The 21,890-nt window shown below is 36.1% G+C and carries 21 protein-coding genes and 1 riboswitch; all 21 genes read left to right on the top strand.

The genetic code is table 11. The features are described from left to right. Window positions 1–53 precede the first annotated feature (53 nt). The 21 genes from polA to D7D81_RS15200 all read left to right on the top strand — a co-directional run bounded on the left by polA (window position 54) and on the right by D7D81_RS15200 (window position 21,889). Window positions 54–2,657 carry a DNA polymerase I gene (polA, locus tag D7D81_RS15300; protein ID WP_286169788.1) on the top strand — a complete coding sequence of 868 codons (2,604 nt, stop codon included), beginning with the start codon at window positions 54–56 and terminating at the stop codon, window positions 2,655–2,657. Window positions 2,658–2,662: 5 nt separating this feature from the next. Next, window positions 2,663–3,496 (top strand): DNA-formamidopyrimidine glycosylase, encoded by an 834-nt coding sequence (mutM, locus tag D7D81_RS15295; RefSeq protein WP_353622082.1) that lies wholly within the window; start codon window positions 2,663–2,665, stop codon window positions 3,494–3,496. A gap of 75 nt (window positions 3,497–3,571) precedes the next feature. Then, complete coding sequence (gene ytaF / locus D7D81_RS15290; protein ID WP_125990916.1) at window positions 3,572–4,222, top strand: sporulation membrane protein YtaF; 651 nt, start codon at window positions 3,572–3,574, stop codon at window positions 4,220–4,222. Window positions 4,223–4,233: 11 nt separating this feature from the next. Continuing rightward, window positions 4,234–4,845: a dephospho-CoA kinase gene (coaE, locus tag D7D81_RS15285; RefSeq protein WP_125990915.1), complete on the top strand. Its 612-nt coding sequence runs from the start codon at window positions 4,234–4,236 to the stop codon at window positions 4,843–4,845. Beyond that, on the top strand, window positions 4,817–5,191 hold the full coding sequence (locus tag D7D81_RS15280) for a methylglyoxal synthase (protein ID WP_125992255.1): 375 nt from the start codon (window positions 4,817–4,819) through the stop codon (window positions 5,189–5,191). Before coaE ends, D7D81_RS15280 begins: the two co-directional genes overlap by 29 nt. Before the next feature lie 72 nt (window positions 5,192–5,263). Beyond that, on the top strand, window positions 5,264–5,890 hold the full coding sequence (locus D7D81_RS15275) for a lytic transglycosylase domain-containing protein (protein ID WP_205739236.1): 627 nt from the start codon (window positions 5,264–5,266) through the stop codon (window positions 5,888–5,890). Between the two features lie 530 nt (window positions 5,891–6,420). Continuing rightward, a complete protein-coding gene (locus D7D81_RS15270; RefSeq protein WP_125990914.1) occupies window positions 6,421–8,265 on the top strand; it encodes an ABC transporter substrate-binding protein in 1,845 nt (614 codons plus the stop codon). 130 nt (window positions 8,266–8,395) lie between these two features. Further along, window positions 8,396–9,430, top strand: a complete 1,035-nt coding sequence (locus D7D81_RS15265) for an ABC transporter permease (RefSeq protein WP_125990913.1) — start codon at window positions 8,396–8,398, stop codon at window positions 9,428–9,430. 6 nt (window positions 9,431–9,436) lie between these two features. Then, the gene (locus D7D81_RS15260) at window positions 9,437–10,315 is read left to right on the top strand and encodes an ABC transporter permease (RefSeq protein ID WP_125990912.1); all 879 of its coding nucleotides are present in this window, start codon (window positions 9,437–9,439) and stop codon (window positions 10,313–10,315) included. 45 nt (window positions 10,316–10,360) lie between these two features. After that, window positions 10,361–11,344, top strand: a complete 984-nt coding sequence (locus D7D81_RS15255; protein ID WP_125990911.1) for an ABC transporter ATP-binding protein — start codon at window positions 10,361–10,363, stop codon at window positions 11,342–11,344. A gap of 30 nt (window positions 11,345–11,374) precedes the next feature. Next, window positions 11,375–12,355, top strand: a complete 981-nt coding sequence (locus tag D7D81_RS15250; RefSeq protein ID WP_125990910.1) for an ABC transporter ATP-binding protein — start codon at window positions 11,375–11,377, stop codon at window positions 12,353–12,355. A gap of 78 nt (window positions 12,356–12,433) precedes the next feature. Continuing rightward, window positions 12,434–13,147: a hypothetical protein gene (locus D7D81_RS15245; protein ID WP_125990909.1), complete on the top strand. Its 714-nt coding sequence runs from the start codon at window positions 12,434–12,436 to the stop codon at window positions 13,145–13,147. A gap of 107 nt (window positions 13,148–13,254) precedes the next feature. Next, window positions 13,255–13,935 (top strand): GntR family transcriptional regulator, encoded by a 681-nt coding sequence (locus tag D7D81_RS15240; protein ID WP_125990908.1) that lies wholly within the window; start codon window positions 13,255–13,257, stop codon window positions 13,933–13,935. 49 nt (window positions 13,936–13,984) lie between these two features. Then, a riboswitch (purine riboswitch) is annotated at window positions 13,985–14,087 on the top strand. Between the two features lie 209 nt (window positions 14,088–14,296). Beyond that, window positions 14,297–15,622, top strand: a complete 1,326-nt coding sequence (locus tag D7D81_RS15235) for an NCS2 family permease (protein WP_125990907.1) — start codon at window positions 14,297–14,299, stop codon at window positions 15,620–15,622. 355 nt (window positions 15,623–15,977) lie between these two features. Further along, complete coding sequence (locus D7D81_RS15230) at window positions 15,978–17,003, top strand: ABC transporter permease (protein ID WP_164522287.1); 1,026 nt, start codon at window positions 15,978–15,980, stop codon at window positions 17,001–17,003. A gap of 1 nt (window position 17,004) precedes the next feature. Next, on the top strand, window positions 17,005–17,490 hold the full coding sequence (locus D7D81_RS15225; RefSeq protein ID WP_125990905.1) for a hypothetical protein: 486 nt from the start codon (window positions 17,005–17,007) through the stop codon (window positions 17,488–17,490). Window positions 17,491–17,504: 14 nt separating this feature from the next. Further along, window positions 17,505–18,428 carry an ABC transporter ATP-binding protein gene (locus D7D81_RS15220; RefSeq protein ID WP_125990904.1) on the top strand — a complete coding sequence of 308 codons (924 nt, stop codon included), beginning with the start codon at window positions 17,505–17,507 and terminating at the stop codon, window positions 18,426–18,428. Window positions 18,429–18,975: 547 nt separating this feature from the next. Beyond that, window positions 18,976–19,848 carry a metal ABC transporter solute-binding protein, Zn/Mn family gene (locus tag D7D81_RS15215; protein ID WP_125990903.1) on the top strand — a complete coding sequence of 291 codons (873 nt, stop codon included), beginning with the start codon at window positions 18,976–18,978 and terminating at the stop codon, window positions 19,846–19,848. 11 nt (window positions 19,849–19,859) lie between these two features. Beyond that, window positions 19,860–20,615 (top strand): metal ABC transporter ATP-binding protein, encoded by a 756-nt coding sequence (locus D7D81_RS15210; protein ID WP_125990902.1) that lies wholly within the window; start codon window positions 19,860–19,862, stop codon window positions 20,613–20,615. A gap of 4 nt (window positions 20,616–20,619) precedes the next feature. Further along, the gene (locus tag D7D81_RS15205) at window positions 20,620–21,444 is read left to right on the top strand and encodes a metal ABC transporter permease (protein ID WP_125990901.1); all 825 of its coding nucleotides are present in this window, start codon (window positions 20,620–20,622) and stop codon (window positions 21,442–21,444) included. A 10-nt stretch (window positions 21,445–21,454) separates the two neighbouring features. Beyond that, window positions 21,455–21,889, top strand: a complete 435-nt coding sequence (locus D7D81_RS15200; protein WP_125990900.1) for a Fur family transcriptional regulator — start codon at window positions 21,455–21,457, stop codon at window positions 21,887–21,889. Window position 21,890 lies beyond the last annotated feature (1 nt).

Below are 21,890 nucleotides of genomic sequence, written 5' to 3'. Positions count from 1 at the left end.
AGCAGGTTTTTTTCGATTTATGGGGAATAAATATAGGAGAAGGAGTGATTAGTTTGGGTAAGAGATTGTTTTTGTTAGACGGACATAGTCTGGCTCATCGGGCTTTTTATGCCCTGCCTTTACTACAGAATTCTGAGGGTGAATATACTAATGCAGTATTTGGTTTTGCCAGGATGTTATTTAAGCTTATTGATGATGAAAAACCTGACCTTATGTTGGTTGCTTTTGATAAAAAAGCCCCTACATTTCGTCATGAAGAATATGAAGATTATAAGGCCAACCGCAAGAAGATGCCTGATGAACTAAGTCCACAGATTTCATTAATTAAGAAACTACTTGAGTATTTGAAGATACCAATTCTATCACTTGAAGGGTATGAAGCAGATGATGTGATCGGAACCCTGGCCGTGATGGGGGATAAAGAGGGTATGGAGGTCAAGATAGTTACTGGTGATCGAGATTCATTACAACTGGTAAATGCTCATATTAATGTCCTGTATACCCGTAAGGGTATAAGTGATATAGTGGAATATAATCAAGAGAAAATAGAGGAACGATATGGTTTGTCACCCAGTCAGTTGATTGATATGAAGGGTTTAATGGGTGATAGTTCTGATAATATTCCTGGTGTTCCGGGTATTGGAGAGAAAACAGCTATTAAACTACTTAAAGAATTTGCTGATCTTGAGAATATTTTAGCAAATATAGCAAAGGTTTCTGGTAAGAAACGCAAAGAAAATTTAAGTAATTATGCTGAGCAGGCCCGCCTAAGTAAAAGGCTGGGAGAGATTGTGGTAGATGTCCCTTTAAAAATAGATTTTGCAGATTGTAAGTTAGAAGCTCCGGTAGAAGGGGATATAGTTCCTTTCCTGGAGAGGCTTGAATTTACTAGCTTAATTGATAGATTTAAAACAACAAAAAAGCTGATGGATAATGATATACAAATAAAGGATATTAGTAATGCAAAGGAACTGGACAGCTTACTTGAGATATTAAATGATTCTAAAGAGATTGCTTTGGAGGTTTTATTGGAGGATGATGAGCACCCGGTAAGTTCCGGAATAGAAGAAATTTTGCTGGGTGTTGAGAAAGAAGTATATGCTGTTGCTGAAGAACTCCTGGATAAGTTGAAAGATTTTTTTAATGATAGTAAAATAAAAAAGGATATTTTACATGCCAAAGAGACTATGATTGCCTTGAAAAAAAAGGGTATAGAATTAGCAGGTCTTAGTTTTGACCCCTTGCTGGCAGCATATTTATTGAAGCCTTCTGATAAATTACCTTCTTTAGAGGAACAAATAAAGCTAGAATTAAACCTAGAGATGGCACAGGATTTAAGTGTTCAAAAGAGGTCAGCTCTTTTACTGGCTAATCTTCCAGAGATTAAAACACACCTGATTAAGCGTTTAGAGGTGACAAATTTGCTTGCTATGTATCAGGATATAGAACTGCCTTTGATTAAGGTCCTGGCTGAAATGGAGATTAACGGTATTGCCTTGGATAAGGACTATCTTGCCGAATTGTCTTTACGCTGGGGAAAAGAGCTGGCCGATATAACAGAAAAAATCTACAGCTTATCTGGTGTAGAGTTTAATATTAATTCACCTAAACAGTTAGGTGAGGTTCTCTTTGATGAGATTGGGCTGCCGGTTATTAAAAAAACCAAAACAGGATATTCTACCAGTGCAGAGGTGCTTGATAAATTAGAGAATAAACATGAGATTATACCTTTGATTAAAAACTACCGTCAGTTAATGAAATTAAAGTCTACTTATGTTGATGCCTTACCACCATTAGTTAATCCGGAAACAGGCCGGGTTCACACCAGTTTCAATCAGATGATTACTGCTACAGGCAGATTAAGCAGTACAGAACCTAATCTACAGAATATACCGATTAGAACCGAGGAAGGTCGGGAGATACGTAAGGCCTTTATTCCGGCGGAAGGAAGGGTATTGCTGGCTGTTGATTATTCTCAGGTTGAATTGCGAGTACTGGCCCATATTAGTGGGGATAAAAATATGCTCAAGGCCTTTAAGGAAGCTGAGGATATTCACCAGCAGACAGCTAGTGAAATTTTTGGGGTTGAAGCCGGGGAGGTTACTCCCAATATGAGGAGGGAGGCTAAGGTTATTAATTTTGGTATAGCCTATGGCATGAGCCCCTATGGTTTAGCGCGAGACCTAAATATTGGTCGCCGGGAAGCAGAAGACTATATTAAGAGATATTTTGAGAGGTTCCCTGGTGTAAAAGAATATATGAATCAGGTTAAGGAAAAAGCCAAAAGGGATGGCTATGTAACTACCATTTTTGACAGGCGCCGTTATATCCCTGAAATAAAGAGCCGCAATTTTCACCGACGTTCATTTGCTGAGAGAATGGCCATAAATACCCCAATACAGGGTAGTGCGGCAGACATTATGAAACTGGCTATGCTCAGGGTTTATGAATCTTTGAAAAAAGAATCATATCAATCCCGCATTTTACTCCAGGTCCATGATGAACTGGTTCTAGAAGTACCCCATAAAGAATTATCAACTGTTGCTAAAATGGTCAAAGGGGAGATGGAAAATGCAGTTGAATTGACTGTTCCTTTAATTGCCGATATTCAGGTTGGTGAGAACTGGAGAGATAAAAAAGATTATCACTTAGAATAGATGAGGTGTTATTATTGCCGGAACTTCCAGAAGTAGAGACGATTGTGCAGGGATTAAGTAAGGTTATTATAGGAAAAGAAATAATGGAGATAATTATTCGTGAAGAAAAAATAATAGCTTATCCTTCAAGTTCAGATTTCAGGAAACAATTGATTAATAAAAAGATTATTGGGATAAGAAGGCGGGGTAAGTACATTCTAATTATGATTGAGGATGAGTTGACACTGGTTATTCACTTGAGAATGACCGGGAAATTATTCCTTAAACCCTCTGATCTCACCTTTGATAAACACAGCCATATAATCTTTAGATTAGATAATGCTATAGATCTGAGGTTTAATAATGTAAGGAAATTTGGTCGAATGTATCTGGTAGATGATAATAGCTGGGAAAGGGCAGGGGGGCTAGATAAACTTGGTCCTGAACCATTAGATGATGATTTTACCCTGGGTGATTTCCATAAAATGTTAGAGAAGAGGAAGGGCAATATTAAGGCCTTACTCCTTAACCAGTCCTTTTTGGCTGGATTGGGGAATATCTATGTGGATGAAGCCCTTTTCAGGGCAGGTATACTTCCCTTTAGAAGGACAGATACCCTTAAAAATAGGGAAATTGAAAGACTGTATAAGGGAATAAGAAATGTGCTTAAAATGGGTATTAAGTATGGGGGGACATCATTTAGAGACTACCGTAATGCCCGGGGAGAAAAAGGTAGTTTTCAGGAAAAATTGCTGGTTTATCAGCGGGAAGGGAAGGAATGCCCTGTTTGTGGAGAAGAGATAGTAAAGGAGAAAGTGGCAGGGAGGGGGACCCATTTTTGTCCCCATTGTCAGAAATAGTTTTAAATGAGTAACCATCTAGCAGTCTTTTTCATATAATAATAAGGTATCTTGAGTATGGGGAGGCTGATATAGATGGGTTTACCTCTTGAATGGTCAGTGATTCTCCTGGCAATGGCCATCAGTATAGATGGTTTTACTGTTGGAGTTACTTATGGACTGCGGGGCATAAAAATAGGCCTTATTCCTTTATTAATCATTAGTGGTATTTCTTCTATTTCAATATATTTAAGTAGTTGCCTTGGTGAAGGGATTGCTGGCTATCTTGATGAAAAGACAGCCAGCTATTTAGGGAGTATAATCTTAATATTTATAGGAATCTGGCTTGTTTATTCTGTTTTTTTAAATTATAATAATAAAAAAAGGGATTTGCTTAAACAAAAAGAAGTAATAATATTTTCCATAAGGGTTAAAGTATTAGGGATTATTATTAAAATCCTGAAAGACCCGGAAGAAGCAGACCTGGATAGGTCAGGTAGTATAAATATTTCAGAGGCTTTTTTCCTGGGGCTGGCCCTGGCTCTTGATGCCCTTGGGGCAGGGTTGGGTGCAGGTATGTCTGGCATAACTGGTATAATTATACCAGTTATAATAGGACTGATTAGCCTTAGTTTTGTTAGTATTGGTTTCTTGCTTGCCAGGAAATTAGGGGATATTTTACCTGATAAGTTTGAACTGATACCAGGTTTTATAATTATTCTGCTGGGTATAATAAAGCTTTTTTAAGGAGGGTTCAGATGTTATTAGGTTTGACCGGTGGTATTGCTTCTGGTAAATCTACTGTTTCTGGGATACTAAAAGAATTAGGAGCAGTAATTATTGACGCTGATAAAATTGCCCACCAATCAATGAAATACGGTACCAGGGCCTGGGAGATGATTGTTGAAACCTTTGGTCAGTATATTCAAAATGATGATGGAAGTATCAATCGAAGAAGGCTTGCTGGGTTAGTTTTTAATGACCAGCAAAAGAAAAAAGAGTTAGAATCCATTACCCATCCTATAATCATTTCGGAAATTAAAAATATGGTAAATTCTCTTGCTGACAATGAAGTAATTGTCATTGATGCCCCATTACTTTTTGAAGTCGGCCTTGATGAGCTGGTTGATTGTGTTTGGGTAGTATATACCTCCCGTGATATCCAACTTGAACGCCTTAAGGAAAGGGATAGTTTAACTACTGATGAGGCGGTATCCCGCATAGAGGCCCAGCTTTCTATAAAGGAAAAATGCCAGATGGCAGATTTTGTAATAGACAACAATGGAGGTATTAGGGAATTAAAACAGAAAATAATCAAATTATGGAGTGATCTGAATGAAAATCAAAAGAATAGCTTTAATTGCACATGATGAGAAGAAATCAGTTATGATTGAATTTGCCAAAAAGAATCGCGATTTATTAAGGGAATGTGATCTGGTAGCTACTGGTACAACAGGTAAATTAATAAATGAGGAGGTGGGTCTACCAGTTGAACGTATGGAATCAGGTCCTCTCGGTGGTGATCAGATGATCGGGGCTGAGATAGCTAAAGAAAGGGTTGATGGTGTAATCTTCTTGAGGGATCCCCTGACAGCCCAGCCGCATGAACCAGATATAACTGCTTTATTGCGTGTATGTGACGTACATAATACACCTCTGGCAACTAATGTAGCGACAGCAGATATTATACTCCATGGTATTATCGAAAAAGAATAGAAATAACTGTAATATAAAAAGGAAGATAATAATATAATATAAATAAATAGAGTTTATTATGGAGGAGAAGTTGTGCTTGAGAGAATTCAGGATATAAAAAAGGCTGTAATTATATTCCTTTTATTAGTGACTATTTTATTTGTTCTTTTTCAACTGGACTGGTTCTGGAAGATTATATATCCCTTAAATTATGAAGAAATTATTATTGAGAATTCTTTAAGATATAATTTAGATCCAGATCTTGTTTCTGCACTGGTATATGTAGAAAGCAGGTATGATCCTGATGCCAGGTCTCATAAGGGAGCTAGAGGGTTAATGCAGATAATGCCGGATACCGGCAGCTGGATTGCTCAACAGTTAAATAGGGATGAAGGTTATAGTGATGATCAATTATACATACCGGAAGTTAATATTGAGTTCGGTAGTTGGTATTTAAATAGTCTAAATAAGGAGTTTAATAATGAACTCATTCTTGTTCTGGCTGCCTACAATGCCGGTCGGGGTAATGTGAAGAGATGGCTGGAAGGTGAATGGACTAATCTGGATCTGGATAAATTACCCTATCAGGAAACAAGAGAATATGTAAAACAAATTCTTATTGTTTATAAACACTATAAACGATTATATAATATGGATAATTATAAGAATGATTTTCTAAGTTTATATCCTGGGTTGATTTGTAAAATTTGGAATAGATAATTGACTTTATTAAAAAATTATTATATAATATTATGCGTTGATAACTAACACAGGTCATTAATAAATATTAAACACTGCTTAATATTTATAACTTGTGTTAGTTTGTGTAGAAACATATTGAGATAAGTTTTAGGCGATTTGTGTTACTTAATAAATATTTAGTAATAAGTCAAATAATATACTTACAGTGTATGTTCGAAAAGTAATAAACAGAGGATTATATATATCCCTAAGCGAAGTTAAGGTGCAACCTTAAACTGTTCTTGTGGGCTCAAGTCAAATACGGAGTACCTGTGGTGCAAGTCGATTTGTTAGTACTGGCCTCAGCATTGCGTTTAAAATGGAAGAGGGCAGTGAGTGAAGGGATATATAATCCCCGTCGGTATATTCTGATACTTTTCGAACAGATTCTTACATATAGTATATTTTAATTTCTAAAAAAATGCTCATGGTAATTTGCTTCTAGGGGGGTTTTTGGACAAGCGTGGTATACGTATATCAAAATAATTTAAATAAGGAGGAAGGATTTAATGAACAAAAAGCTGATTATAACATTAGTTATTCTTGCATTGGTAATTGTAGGTGTGTTGTTTTATTCTAATCAACCGGCACCAGAAACAAAGAAGGAAGAGGTGTCAGTTTCTAACCCTGATACGATTACAAAGGTTAATATGGGTACTATTGATAGCCTTGACCCACATTATCAGTATGATGAACGCAGCCAGGAGATCTATGTTAATATCTATGAAAACTTGATTAGCTTTAAACAGGGGGATATGACTAAATTTGAACCGATGTTGGCAACTAAGGTTCCTTCTGATCAAAATGGTTTAATCCAGGATAAGGGGACAAGCTATGTTTTTCCTATTAGAGAGGATGTTAAGTTTCATGAGGGTGGAACACTTACACCAGAAGATATTCGATACAGTTTCCTGAGAAGTCTTATTCATGACCGTGAAGGTGGTCCTTTATGGATGTTATATGACCCCTTATTTGGGGTAGGTGGACTGGCAGATATCACGAAAGAGCTTGTTGGGGTAGAAGACCCTAAAACATTGACAGCAGAACAGTCCAGAGAGGTTTATAATTATCTGGCCAGAACCATAGAAGTAGATGGTCAGAATGTAATATTCCATTTACCGAAACCATATCCCCCATTCTTGAGTATTATTTGTCATGATAATGGTCTAACAGCAATTATGGATAAAGAATGGGCTATTGAACAGGGCGGTTGGGACGGCAGTCCAGAGACAATCGCTAAATATCACGACCCAACCAAAGAGGTTGATCCATTTTACGATAAAACCAATGGAACTGGTCCTTTTAAACTAGAGAACTGGGTTAAAGGGGAAAGCATTACCTTAAAGAAGAATGATGACTATTGGCGTGCCCCTGCTAAGGTTGAAAATGTAGTTATTAAGATGATTGATGAATGGTCTACCCGTAAGTTGATGTTACAACGTGGTGATGCTGATATAGTATATGTCGATAATCAGTACCTTGACCAGGCAAGGGAGCTGGACAATGTCAAGATTATTTCTGGTCTGCCCCGGCCTTATACTGGAGTTGGATTAATGAACTGGGATATTGTAAGTGAAGGTAATCCAGATGTTCATAGTGGTAAACTTGATGGTAAGGGTATACCAGCCGATTTCTTTAGTGATCTTCATGTTAGAAAAGGTTTTGTTTATGCTATGAACTATCAGGCCTTTGTTGCTGAGGTGATGAAGGGTGAGGGTCAGCAGTCGCGTGGTCCAATACCTGAGGGATTTCTTGGTTTTGATGAAGATTCTGATCTATATAGTATGGATTTGGATAAAGCAACAGAGGAATTTAAACAGGCCTTTGATGGTGAACTATGGGATAAAGGCTTTGAAATAACTATCCTTTATAATTCAGGTAATGATATGAGAAAGGCTGCTGTTGATATGCTTAAGAGCAGTATAGAGGGTATTAATGATAAGTTTAAGGTACATGTTCGTGGAGTCCAGTGGGCTACTTACCTTGATAAATTGATTGCTGGTAAATTTACACTTGGTTTTATTGGTTGGGGTGCTGATTTTGCTGATTCACATAATTTTGCAGTGCCTTTTATGAGGAGTGATGGAACCTATGGGGCTTTCAAGGGGGAAAATTATGCTAAATTCGCCAAAGACCAGGAGGTTGATGAATTGATTACCAGGGCTGCTGAGTTAACTGACCCAGTAGAAAGGGAGAAAATCTATCAAGAGTTACAACAGCTCTGTTATGATTATGCAACTGATATTTATCTCTACCAACCGGCAGCCCATCTTGTAATGCGTGATTGGGTATCAGGTTGGGAATATGACCCTATTATTCATGATGGGGTGAATTTCTATTATCTTGATAAATAGAATTATATAGTATAGCTTAGTAATTAGACTAATAATAGATGAATTATCAGGAGGGGGGGTATACTCCCTCCTGATACCTATAAAAAATAAAGATAAATTAAAATTAGTATGAATAAGAAAGGGATGTAAGATGTTATCATATATTACTAGAAGATTATTGATGCTTCCAATTATATTATTGGGGGTAAGCTTATTGATATTTAGTATGATAATGATGCTCAGTCCTTATGAGAGATTGAGTACATATATCAAAGACCCTGCACAACTTAAAGGTATTGATGATGTAGATAAATTAGTGGTCAAGTATGGACTTAATGATCCGTGGTATAAACAGTATGGCCGTTGGATAGGTAGTGTAGTTAAGGGGGATTTTGGCTGGTCTGAATCTGGCGGGGCACCGGTTACTCAGGCTATTAAAGACCGTTTTCCGGCAACTGCTGAATTGGCCTTATTCGCTTTATTTCCTGTTATCTTAGGTGGTATTTTTCTAGGAATATTTGCCGCAGTTCATCATAATGATAAATGGGACCATATAAGTAGAATCCTTGCTGTTGTCTGGTGGTCAATCCCTACCTTTGTTTTTGGACTTATTATTTTAATGATTTTTTATGGAACCCTTGGGTGGTTCCCACCTGGGAGATTAGATAATTGGGCGATGGCAGTTGTCCAGTCAGCTGATTTTGTGAATTATACTGACTTTTATGTGCTTGACGGGATTCTTAATTTGGATTTTGCTGTTGTTTTTAATGCTATAAGGCACCTAATTGCACCAGTTACTACTTTAGCTATTCTTTGGTGGGCTTTTATTATGAGAATAACCAGGTCTAGTATGTTAGAGACCTTACGTAAAGATTATATTAGGACTGCCCGGGCCAAAGGGCTTAATGACAATGTGGTAGTATATAAACATGCTGTAAGAAATGGATTGATTCCGGTTGTTACTGTAGCAGGTCAGATGGTTTTGGGGTTAATGGGTGGTCTTGTTATAACTGAGAGTATCTTTAATATCAGGGGTTTAGGCCATTTTATGGCCCAGGCAGCCCAACAGCTAGATTACCCTGCTGTTCTAGGAGGGGCTATGTATTTTGGAGTACTTTTAATAGTCATAAATCTCTGTGTAGACCTTTCTTACGCACTTATTGACCCAAGAATAAGATTGGAGTGATTATAATTGGACTGGCAAGAGGTTTTCAGGAGATTAGTAAAAAATAAAATATCATTGATCGGTTTAATAATTATATTGTTTTTTGTAATAATTGCTACTTTTGCACCTTTTATTGCTCCAGCAGAAGATAGTGATGAACCCTATTTAATACCACGTGCTGGGTGGGCTTTTGAACCACAACCTCCTAGTAAGGAACACATTTTTGGTACTGCTGAAGGTCAGTATGATATCTATTATGGTATTATTTGGGGGACAAGAACGGCCTTCAGGATAGGTTTTGTTGTGGTAGGTATAAGTACCTTATTGGGCATCATTGTAGGTACAATTGCTGCTTATTATGGTGGGTGGATTGATGAAATTATGATGAGGATTACTGATGTTTTTATGTCAATACCTTTTATGGTAGCTGCTATTGTAATGACTACTATACTTGGCCAGGGTATAACAAATATGATGATTGCCTTAATAACATTTGGCTGGATGAATACTGCCCGTTTGATGAGATCGCAGGTTTTATCTATTAAGAGTGAAGAATTTGTAGTTGCTGCTAATGCCTTAGGGGCTAATGATTTTAGAATAATATTTAGGCATATTATTTTTAATACTATTTTCCCCGTAGTCATCCAGGCATCAATGAGAATGGGCTCAATGGTAATAACGGCTTCATCACTTAGTTTTCTGGGAATAGGAGCACCAGAGGGTTATGCTGATTGGGGGCAGATGATATCTTTTGCTCGTAATTGGATCTTAGGTGGTCAGGGTAATGCATTAAATTATTGGTTTACAGTAATAATTCCCGGCACAGCGATTACCCTTTTTTGCTTATCGTGGAATTTAATAGGTGATGCATTCCGGGATATACTTGACCCTAAATTACAAAACTAAGGTGAAAGAAGGTGTATTTACTTGTCTAAAGAAAAATTACTTGAAATGAAGAGATTGAAAACCTACTTTTATACAGAACAGGGGGTTTCTAAAGCCGTAGATGGGGTAGACTTTGAGATATACCCTGGCGAGACTCTGGGTATTGTTGGTGAATCAGGTTGTGGAAAGAGTGTTACCTCTTTATCAATTATGCGTTTGGTTCCTGAACCTCCGGGAAAGATAATCGATGGGAATATATTTTTTAAGGGAAGCGATCTAACTAAATTAAGTCAGGCTGAGATGAGAGAGATTAGGGGAAATGAGATATCTATGATTTTTCAAGAACCTATGACTTCACTTAATCCTGTATTTACAATAGGGGAGCAGATCTCTGAGGTGGTTATACTTCATCAAAAGGTTTCCAAAGAAGAGGCGAGGGAACACTCGGTGGAGATGTTAAGAAAGGTCGGCATACCATTACCAGAACAAAGAATTAGTGAATATCCTCATCAACTAAGTGGTGGTATGAGGCAGAGGGTAATGATCGCGATGGCTCTTTCCTGTGACCCGGCATTATTAATTGCCGATGAACCGACAACTGCTCTTGATGTAACGATTCAGGCCCAAATACTGGATTTGATGAATGACTTGAAAGATAAATTTGAGATGTCCATTATGATGATTACTCATGATTTAGGTGTAATTGCTGAAGTATCAGATCGGGTTGCTGTAATGTATGCCGGTAAAGTTGTTGAATATACAGATGTTAATACAATCTTTGCTAATCCACAACACCCTTATACCTGGGGACTTCTTAATTCAGTACCTCGTTTGGATAAAAAAGTTGCTAGATTAACTACTATATCGGGTATAGTGCCGAGCCCTTATGATTTTCCAGAGGGATGTAAGTATAATACAAGATGCCCCCTGGCTGATGATAAATGTTTAGCTGCTGAACCAGAGATGAGGGTGACTGAAGATGGGCATCAGGTAAGGTGCTGGCATTTAGATAGATTAGGAGAACTGAGTGACCAAACTGAATTAGCATAAACAAATATATTCTTACTGGAGGTGAGAGTCTTGGCATTAGAGGAAAAAAAGTTACTCGAAATAAATAATCTAAAGAAGTATTTTCCTGTTAAAGCAGGTGTTTTTAAAAAAACAGTAGCTTATGTTAAGGCTGTTGATGATATAAGTTTTTTTATTAAGAAAGGCGAGACACTTGGTTTGGTTGGTGAGTCAGGTTGTGGTAAATCAACAGCAGGGGCCACTATTTTGCGTCTCCTTGAAGCAACAGCAGGGGAGGTTATATTTGATGGAAGAGATATTTTATCCTTAAACAAAGGTAAATTACGTGAAATTCGTAAAGAGATGCAGATCATTTTCCAAGACCCTTATGCATCTTTAAATCCACGAATGACAGTTGCTGATATAGTTGGTGAACCATTAGATATCCATAATTTAGTTAAAAATAAGCAAGAAAAATATGAAAGAGTTAGTCAGTTGATGAATAATGTTGGTCTAACCGTAGAACAGATGAAGCGTTATCCACATGAATTTAGTGGTGGACAGAGACAAAGGATTGGTATAGCCAGGGCATTGGCAGTAAATCCCAAATTAATAATTGCTGATGAACCAGTTTCGGCTTTAGATGTCTCTGTTCAGGCACAGGTTATCAATATTTTACAGGATTTACAACAGGAATATGGGTTAACTTATCTTTTTATTGCCCATGATTTGAGTGTGGTAAAACATATTAGTGATCGAGTTGCTGTTATGTATTTGGGTAAAATTGTAGAAATGACCGATAAAGATGAAATATATCTAAACCCCCTACACCCATATACCCAGTCACTATTATCTGCCATACCGATACCTGATCCGAGTTTTAAAAAAGAACGTATTATTCTTGAAGGTGATGTACCAAGTCCTGTAGATCCCCCTACTGGTTGTCGTTTTCACCCGCGTTGTCCTAAAGCAATAGACCTATGTAGTAGTAAAGAACCTGAGTTTAAAGATTATGGAAATGGACATTATGTTGCTTGTCATCTATTGGATTAGTATAGTAGTTAGTATTAGAGTAAGAAGGGACTCTAACTTTTTTGTCCTTTTATAAAATAATTAATAGGGGATGAGTTGATGAGTAATTATCAGTGGAAAACGAAAAAAGAAATTATTGTGGAGAATGCGCATAAAGACCCGTTTCTTAAAATAGAAGACCTGGCTAAAATGGCTAAAACAACATCTCGTTATGTGCGGACGATTTTATCAGAATCTGATATTTCCTTGATGAAACTTAGAAAAGATTATGCCAGGAAAGTGGAAAATATGAATATTGCGGTAAAAGATAAGTTGTTCTTCTATCATTTAACCCGTTTTCCTTATCAAAATAATGTTAAATCAATATTGACTGATAAGCTGTATCTAAACAATAGTGCTGATTTATCTGAACTGGGAGTCAATATAAAAGAGGACTATAGCTATTATTCCTTTTTACATATTATTAAAGATACTCCCTGGTCTGTATGTACTTTGTTTATAAAAAAGGATAAAATAATAGATGGGGAGATTTTGCATAGTTTTAATGACCTTGTTGATTTATTATGTTATGAAGTTAAGGAATCAGGGATTGAAATATCGGATCTGATAATTGATATTGAAATAGCTAATGGGCAGATAGCTGACAGTATTAATATTACACCTTTAGTACCTATCTACCGGGTTAAACAAACCTTGGGTAGTAGTGATAGTGTTTATGCAGTGATGTTGGCTTATTTTGATACCAGGCAGGTGAGTTTGAATGTTTCTCCTAATAGGGGCCTTATTTTAAAGAAAAAAGAGATGGCAGTTTAATCCAAATTCAAAAATCTTACCTCAGTTTGTTTTTAGATGTATAATTTTAAGTTGAATGGTTTATAATATGAGTAAACAAAAACCTTTAACTGAGGGGGGATTTTTTAGTGGCAGTTGATGAATTAACCAAAAAAGAGCAGATTATTAATTTTGCTCAGAGTGATCCATTTTTAAAGATTAGTGATATTGCAGAATGTGTACAGACTACTCCGCGGTATGTAAGGACTATTTTATCAGAAGCCAATATTTCATTGATGAAATTACGGGAGAAATATGCCCGTAATATGGAACAGAGGTTAAAAAATGATGAACACAGTGAATTACAGGCGAAAGTAAGTCTCAGGGAGGAATATAGTTATAATAATCTGAATACTGGTAATATTGAGATTGAAGAGGCTGATGAAAATGACTATCCCAGTATTGAAAGGATTGGACAAGGTGATGAACTGGTAAAGATATATCAGGTTCAGTATGTAGATGATAATCCCTATTGTGTACATGAACTGATAACCTTTATGGAAAAAGAGCTTAATCAAGAGAGGATTGAAAATCTGGAATCAATCTATGATTTGTTGGGAAGAAAGGGTATAAATCATCTTCAATTCATGAATAACATTATTACTGTAGAGAGTCCTAAAGAAATTATAAAGCGTTTTTTCCAGGATAATGGGAATGTACTGCTAAGTGAAAGAACAGTTTTATTAAATAAGATACCAATTGGAATTGAAAAGATTTATATTCGGACAGACCTTACTCAGATGGAGTTTGCCGGTGAGATTGTAATTTAGTATTTGAGCAGAAAAGTTGACAAGTTGAGGGCAATTTCGTATAATTATATTAAGAAAAATCAAATGACCTCGTATAACTGTGAAAATATGGTTCACAAGTTTCTACCGGAGAGCCGTAAACTATCCGAACTACGGGGGGAGTGCACCTAGGGTTCCGCTCTATGAAATTCTTACAGGGGACTGGTCCGAGGGGTGCAGGTTCCACAGTTGACTGTGGGATTACACCGTATGGATAAAAGCCTGGGCGGGTAGGTTCCTTCGTGCAATTATGTACAGGGAAGCTACCCACCAGGCTTTTTTATCTGGGTTAAAAAACTCAAGTCATTACCCAGATGGTTTAATTTATCAAGGGGGTACAATAATGCTGGAAAATCTTTTTAAGCTGAAGGAAAATGGTACGGATGTGAAGACAGAGGTTGTGGCCGGATTTACAACATTTATGACAATGGCTTACATAATTATAGTAAATCCTAACATTTTATCTGCTGCTGGAATGCCTTTTAATGGCGTGTTTATTGCTACGATAGCCGGTATAATTCTTGGTACATTAGCAATGGCTTTTTTAACAAATTATCCTTTTGCACTGGCATCTGGTATGGGTTTAAATGCTTTTTTTGCTTTTTATGTTTGTGGGGCACTTGGAGTTAGCTGGCAAATTGCTCTGGGCCTAATCTTTATTGAAGGTATATTATTTATTATCTTAAGTATACTTCCTGTTAGAGAGATGATTGTAAATTCTATTCCCATGGGATTGAAATCAGGTATAAGTGCAGGGATAGGATTGTTTATTGCTTTTATAGGTTTACAGGGTGCTGGAATTATTATTAGTGATGAGGCTACTTTAATTGCCTTGACACCAAATCTTTTATCGGGTGCTGCTTTAGTGGCAGTTATAGGACTGGTAATTACTGGTATATTGATGGCCAGGGGTGTTAAGGGTTCTATTTTTATAGGAATTATTTTAACTACTGTTATTGCCTGGATATTGACTGCACGTGGCTTGATTGAAGGTGTTGTGGATATTGGAGCGGCAGGTATTTTTGAACTGCCAAGTGTTAGTGATTGGGCAGAAATTTTCGGGCAGTTAGATATTGCTGGGGCCTTTAATATTAGTTTTATTGGTATTTTACTAACTTTCTTATTTGTAGATATGTTTGATACTGCCGGTACTCTTATTGGTGTTAGTCAGCAGGCTGGTTATCTGGATGATGAGGGTAATTTACCAAAAGCAAGTAAGGCCTTACTTGCTGATGCTATTGGCACCACAGGTGGCGCATTATTTGGGACAAGTACTGTTACAACATATGTTGAATCTGCTTCTGGTGTAGCTGATGGTGGTCGTACCGGTTTAACAGGTGTAGTTGTTTCTATTTTATTCTTTTTATCATTGTTTTTTCTCCCGTTGGTTAAGATGATTCCTGGGGCTGCAACAGCACCTGCCCTGATAATTGTAGGAACAATGATGATTTCAAATATTACTAAGATTGATTGGGATGATTTTACTGAGGTATTACCTGCTTTTATGACCATGATAATTATGCCTCTGGCCTATTCAATATCAGATGGTATTGCCTTTGGTTTTATTACTTATCCACTTATTAAATTATTTACTGGTAAGGGTAAAGAGGTTCACTGGTTAGTATATGTTTTAGGTATTGTCTTTTTGGCCTATTTTATCTGGCTTTAAAGATATTATTTTAAATTATTCCTGGGAAAACATCTAAATATAGTTTTTAAATAATATAAAAGAGGATATTTGCCGGAAGTCTAGAATATATAATTAATAGCTGATTTTTATCTCTTTAATTTTTTACATACAAAAAAGGGGGGAGATTTGATGCTTGAATTAATTGGGGCAGTTGTTGTGGTTTGGGCATTAGTTTACTTTTTAAATAATGCAACTCCATAATTTTTATATTATTTTTAAAGAGTAGACTGGGGGAGATAACTTATTAATAGGTTATTTTTCCCAGTTTTTTTGATATAGCTGTTTTGTTCTAATGTATTTTTACTATATACTCATAAAAAGGATGAGAATGAGAATGGTGGGAATTATATGGAGTATTATAAAAAAGGATTTTTATGAATCTATTAGAAATAAAACTATATTGATAGTGATTTTACTGCCGATACTGGCATCATTATTATTTACAGTAATTGATAATCAGAGCGCAGATAAGAATTTTAATATAGGAATCAGTGGAGACAAAGGGTTTGAAATAGGGCATTTTATAGAAGATAATCTTATTAATTTTATCCCACATAGCTATGAACAGGTTACGGCAGGCAGGAGAGCAATTGAGGAGGGTTCTCTGGATGCCCTATTAGTAATAAATGATCAAGAAAGTAAAGATTATCTCCTGTATTTATCAGGCCAGCATGGACTGACATATCTTTTTATCAAAGATAGTGTTGAGGAAATACTGGAATCATATCATGGGGTAAAAAAGCCGTTTAAGTTTACTGTAAGAAGTATTAATAATCCTGCTACTCGCCTATCTTTTTTACCTATCTGGCTTACCATTACGATTACAATGATTGGTGTTTTAATAATTTCTGGTAATTTTGCTGAAGAGAAAGAGAATAAAACGATGGAGGCGATGATGATTACTCCAGCCAGTAGTCTCAGCATATTTCTGGCCAAGGGTATTTATGGTCTTATCTTAAGTTCATTAACCGTTTTCTTAATGTGCATTCTAAATGGGGTTATATTTATTAACTGGATTATTCTTTTTGTATTTATCATTACTATTTTATCAGCATCAGCCTGTTTTACTGCAATTGGTCTTTTAATTGGTATTATAACAACATCACAGTCTTCTGCCAGGTCGATTGGGACATTAGTTTATTTTCCCCTGTTATTTCCAACATTAATCTATGATCTAACTGAATTTACCAGGATCCTGGCAGGTTTATTTCCTACTTATTATTTATTTAAAGCCTTGGAAAGGATACTGTTATATCCTAAAAATATAAGCGGTCTCTTTGGAGATGTATATATTTTGTTAGGATTTGCTGTAATATTTTCAATACTGGCTTATTTTATATTTAAAGGGGTGAAAAACTAGCATGGGATTGAGCAGGGAAAAAACTACATTTATACTTACTATAGTTATTATGTTTGTAGTAATACCCGTTTTACCTACTACAGTAAATGCAGTGGGAAGTAATGAAATAGCTGATTTTGTTGGTGAGGTCTATCAAGTATATATGGCCAAGGATTTTGCTGCTGTCTATAAGTACCTACACCCTGATATCAAGGGAATAATGTCAGATGAAGACTATATTAATTTTCAGGAGGAGACTAGTAATAAACACAAGATGTCCATCTCTCAGGTTCAAGTCAAGGGTGTTAAGTCTTTAGATAAAATCCCAGGGGAATTTGAGGAATATCTTAGTAAGACAGATGAGCAGGATTATTATAGTGTCTCAATAAGCTATTTGCTTTCTTATTATCTGGGAAAAGAAAGGGAACGTGAGGTTGAAAAGGATGTCTATCTCTGTCTTGAAGGAGATAATTTATATCTCCTGTGGGACCCGGCAGTGGTTGAGTAGGGGGATGATAATAAGTGCCTAATTTATATGATATAGAAGTAAAAAATATAAGTAAAATATATAAAAAAACAACTGCTGTAGAAGATATTTCATTACAGGTCAAGAAGGGTGAGGTTTTTGGTTTTTTGGGTCCTAATGGGGCGGGTAAAACAACGACTATTAGAATAATGACCGGTCTTCTGCCGGCCAGTTCAGGTTGCTGTAAGGTTCTAGGTGAGGAGATAAGTGGGGTTGATAGTGATTTTTATAGAAAGATAGGTATTGTTTTTGAAAATAATAATCTTTATATGAGATTATCAGGAGAAAAGAACCTCAGGTTTTTTGCCAGTATGTATCAACTTGATAATGATATAGTTTATCATCTATTAGAGAAATTTGCCCTACTTGATGCTGCTAAAAGACCGGTAAAAAGTTATTCCAAGGGTATGAAACAGAGACTGCTTATCTGCCGTGCTTTACTCCATGACCCTAAGCTTTTAATACTTGATGAACCAACCAGTGGTCTTGACCCTATGTCTGTTGAAATTATCCATCAGGCAATAGAGGAATTTAGGGATACTGGAAAGACTGTGTTTTTAAGTACACATTATATGGAAGAGGCTGACAGCTTATGTGACCGTCTTGCTTTCATTAATAAAGGTAGTTTAATTGCAGTAGAAAGACCAGTGGTTTTAAAGGAAAGGTATGGGGAGTCATATATAGAAATTAAGGTATTATTAGATAAAGGGCAAGAATCTGCTGAGATGTTTGAAGAAATAATTAATCAGGATGACATCTTAGAATTGGATGATAACATAATGACTATAAAATTATCACTTATTAATAATGACGTAGGTCTAAGATTAGATAAAATACGTTCAAAGTCAAAGGTATTGAGTATCCATTCCCGGGAAGCGACTCTTCATGATGTTTTTATGAGATTAACAACTTTATCTTAATAATTAGTAATTTTTTGTATATACTATAGCATATATTAAGTAATATCTTGTAAAATATAAATTTTAATGATATAATGTTTTATGTGATAATAGTTATTATTAGTGGAAATGTTGTTTTGAAGACTCTTAAAGATTGCGGATAACTTTGAAGACCGACAAATATATTTACTTCCCTTGTCGTGCACCACAGGTACTCCGTATTTAAGCAGAGCGCACAAGAACAGTTTGAGGTTGCGCTGCGGTGTCCTACCTCCGCTTACTGTCGAGAAATTGTCTTCCGGCGTCCATGCCTCCAGCCAATTTCTAGAGTCGTCCAGTAAATATATTGGTCTGGTTTATGATAAGTAGTTAACTTTGTGTGAAAAGTGGTTCTAAGAAAAAATTAATAATTAGTGATTAAGTCCAGATGGCCGTTAGGCCACCACTTTGTTCTTTGATGCAAATGATTTGCAAAAAGTAAACAAGGCAAAAATAATAATTTATATATAGAAATAAATATTTTAATTTAAGTCTAGATATATATATATTAAAGAAAGGGTGTTAAAATATGAGGAAAATAGCTAGGATTTTTGTTTTGTTGTTTGTAGTGGTAATAATCTTTGTTTCAGGTACTGCTTGTCAAGTCAGTGGGGAAAGTGATAAACTTGCAGTGGCGGTGTCAATTGTTCCAGAAGCTACTTTTGTTAAAGCCGTGGCTGGGGAACTACTTGATGTTGTAACTATGATTCCTCCAGGAAACAGCCCGGCAAATTATTCGCCTTCACCCAAAGAATTAACTAAATTTAGTGATTCCGGTATCTATTTTGCTATGGGGGTGCCGGCAGACATGACAAATATTTTAGCAAAAGCAGAGGAGATTAACCCTGATATTAAGGTAGTTAAGCTTTTTGCAGAGCTTAATGAGGTATATCCTGACCGAGAGTTTTCTCCAGGCAAAAGGGACCCCCATATCTGGTTATCACCAAAAAGGGCTAAGATAATGGTCAGGATTATTGCCAGGGAACTGGCAGAGATTGATGAAAAAAATCGAGATGTTTATCAAAAAAATGCTGGTGAGTATATTAATAAACTTAATGAATTAGACCAAGAAATTAGTAATTCACTATCAAAGCTAAAAAATAAGACTTTTATTGTTTATCACCCCGCTTTTGGTTATTTTGCTGATGACTATGGACTGGAAATGCTGGCTATAGAGGAAGAAGGAAAAGAGGCTACCCCCAGAAGGGTCCAGAAAATAATTGATCTAGCGAAAAAAGAAAATATTAAAGCAATTTTCTATCAGGCAGAGATAGATAGTAGGCAGTCTCAGGCTATAGCCGAAGAGATTGGTGGAAAAACAATTCAAGTTGACCCTCTTGCAGCTGATTACATAAAAAATCTACAAAAAACAGCTGAGGTTTTTAATGATATCCTTAATTAAGGAGGGCTTTTATGAAGGCCATCGAAGTAAGTGATGTAAGTGTATATTATGATAATGTTTGTGCAATAAGGGATGTTAACCTTGAGATTAGTGAGAATGAATTTCTGGCGATTATTGGACCTAATGGTGCAGGTAAAAGCACATTATTAAAAGTAATACTGGGTCTTATTAGACCGGTAAATGGACAAGTAAAGGTTTTTGGAAACAGTATCAAAAAAAGAGAAAAATTAATCGGTTATGTACCTCAGGCAGTAGAATTTGATAGGAATTTCCCTATCAGTGTTCGGGATGTTATCCTGATGGGGCGCTTAAGGAGTAATTTTACTTTCTTTCACAGTTATTCTAAAGAAGATGTCCAAAAGGCTGTTGATATTATGGATAGATTGGAATTAGCTGATCTTAAGGAAAGGCAGATCGGGCAATTATCAAGTGGGCAGTTACAGAGGGTTTTAATTGCTCGTGCACTGGCAGTAGAGCCAAAAATTATGTTGCTTGATGAACCAACAGCAAGTGTTGATCTTAATTCCAGAAATAAGATTTATTCTATCTTAAATGATCTCAAGAAAGAGATGACTATTGTTGCTGTAACCCATGATATGGCAGCAATCTCTACCTATTTTGATAGTGTTGCCTGTTTAAATAAAGACCTGCACTACCATGGTGATAAAGAACTTGAAGAAGCGGCTCTGAAAAAGGTTTACGGATGCCCTATAGAATTGATTGCCCACGGAGTACCACATCGAGTTTTCAGGGCCCATGAGGAGTGATATAATGATTAAGGCCTTTATGGAATACACTTTTTTGCAAAATGCAGTTTTTAGTGCACTACTGGCCAGTATTATTTGTGGAATTATCGGGACGATTATTATAGAAGAGAAATTAGTAATGATGAGTGGAGGGATAGCCCATACTTCATTTGGAGGTATTGGCCTGGGCTATTTTTTAGAAATAGAGCCTATTATTGGGGCGCTTTTCTTTTCTATCCTGGCTGCTATTGGGCTAATTACTATTAGGAGGAAAATAAAAGTTAATTCAGATACATTAATGGGAATTTTCTGGGCTATGGGTATGGCTTTAGGTATTTTGTTTATAGCCTTTACACCTGGCTATCCCCCGGATATATCATCTTATTTATTTGGTAATATCCTGACAGTAACCAGTTTTGATATAAAAATTATTCTTATTTTTACGATAGTGTTGGTTTTTACAATCTCAGCTCTATTTAATTACTGGAAGGCATATTTATTTGATAGTCAATTTTCTTCTGTAATTGGAATTAAAACGAAATTATTAGAATATCTTCTTTTTATATTAATAGCCTTAGCTATTGTTGCTTTAATCAGGGTGGTCGGTATAATACTGGTGATTGCTTTATTAACCGCTCCTCCGGCTATTGCTAAATTATTTTCTTATGATTTAAAAAAGATGATCTTTTATGCTATTTTTTTTAGTATGTTTTTCTCATTAGCAGGTTTATGGATTTCCTATCAATTTAATATTTCTTCTGGGGCTTCAATAGTTTTACTTGCTGGATTTAGTTATTTTATTGCAGTGCTCATTAGTAAAAGAACAGCCGGTTTAAAAACTTATTCATAGGGGGATTTCTATGAGTAATTCTATAGATTGGGAAAATTTTTTAAAAGAAAAGGGAATCAGGGTTACCAGGCAGCGTATTGCTATTCTGGGGGTGCTTGATAATAGTTCAAAGCCGGTATCGGCTCGAGGTATTTTTGATGAGCTTGCTGCCAAATATCCTGGTATCCGTCTTTCGACTATCTACCGCAATTTAAATCATTTTACTGCTAAAAATATGGTAAAGATGATGGAATTAAACATTGAAAAGAAAGAGAGTTACTATGAATTAAAGAACAGGGGGCATCATCATCATATGATCTGTCTGGAATGTGGGGAAATACTTCCCCTGGAATGTCCTCTGAAAAACTATCTTCTTGAGTTGAGTTCTAAGACAGGCTATAAGATTATAGACCATAGAGTAAAACTATATGGTCTTTGTCCTGCCTGTAGTAAGGAGGAAGGATAAT

This window comes from Halocella sp. SP3-1, from assembly GCF_003953885.1.
Classification (GTDB): Bacteria; Bacillota; Halanaerobiia; order Halanaerobiales; family DTU029; genus Iocasia; species Iocasia fonsfrigidae.
Note: the sequence above shows the minus strand (reverse complement) of the source record. Positions and strands in the feature narration are given on the sequence as shown.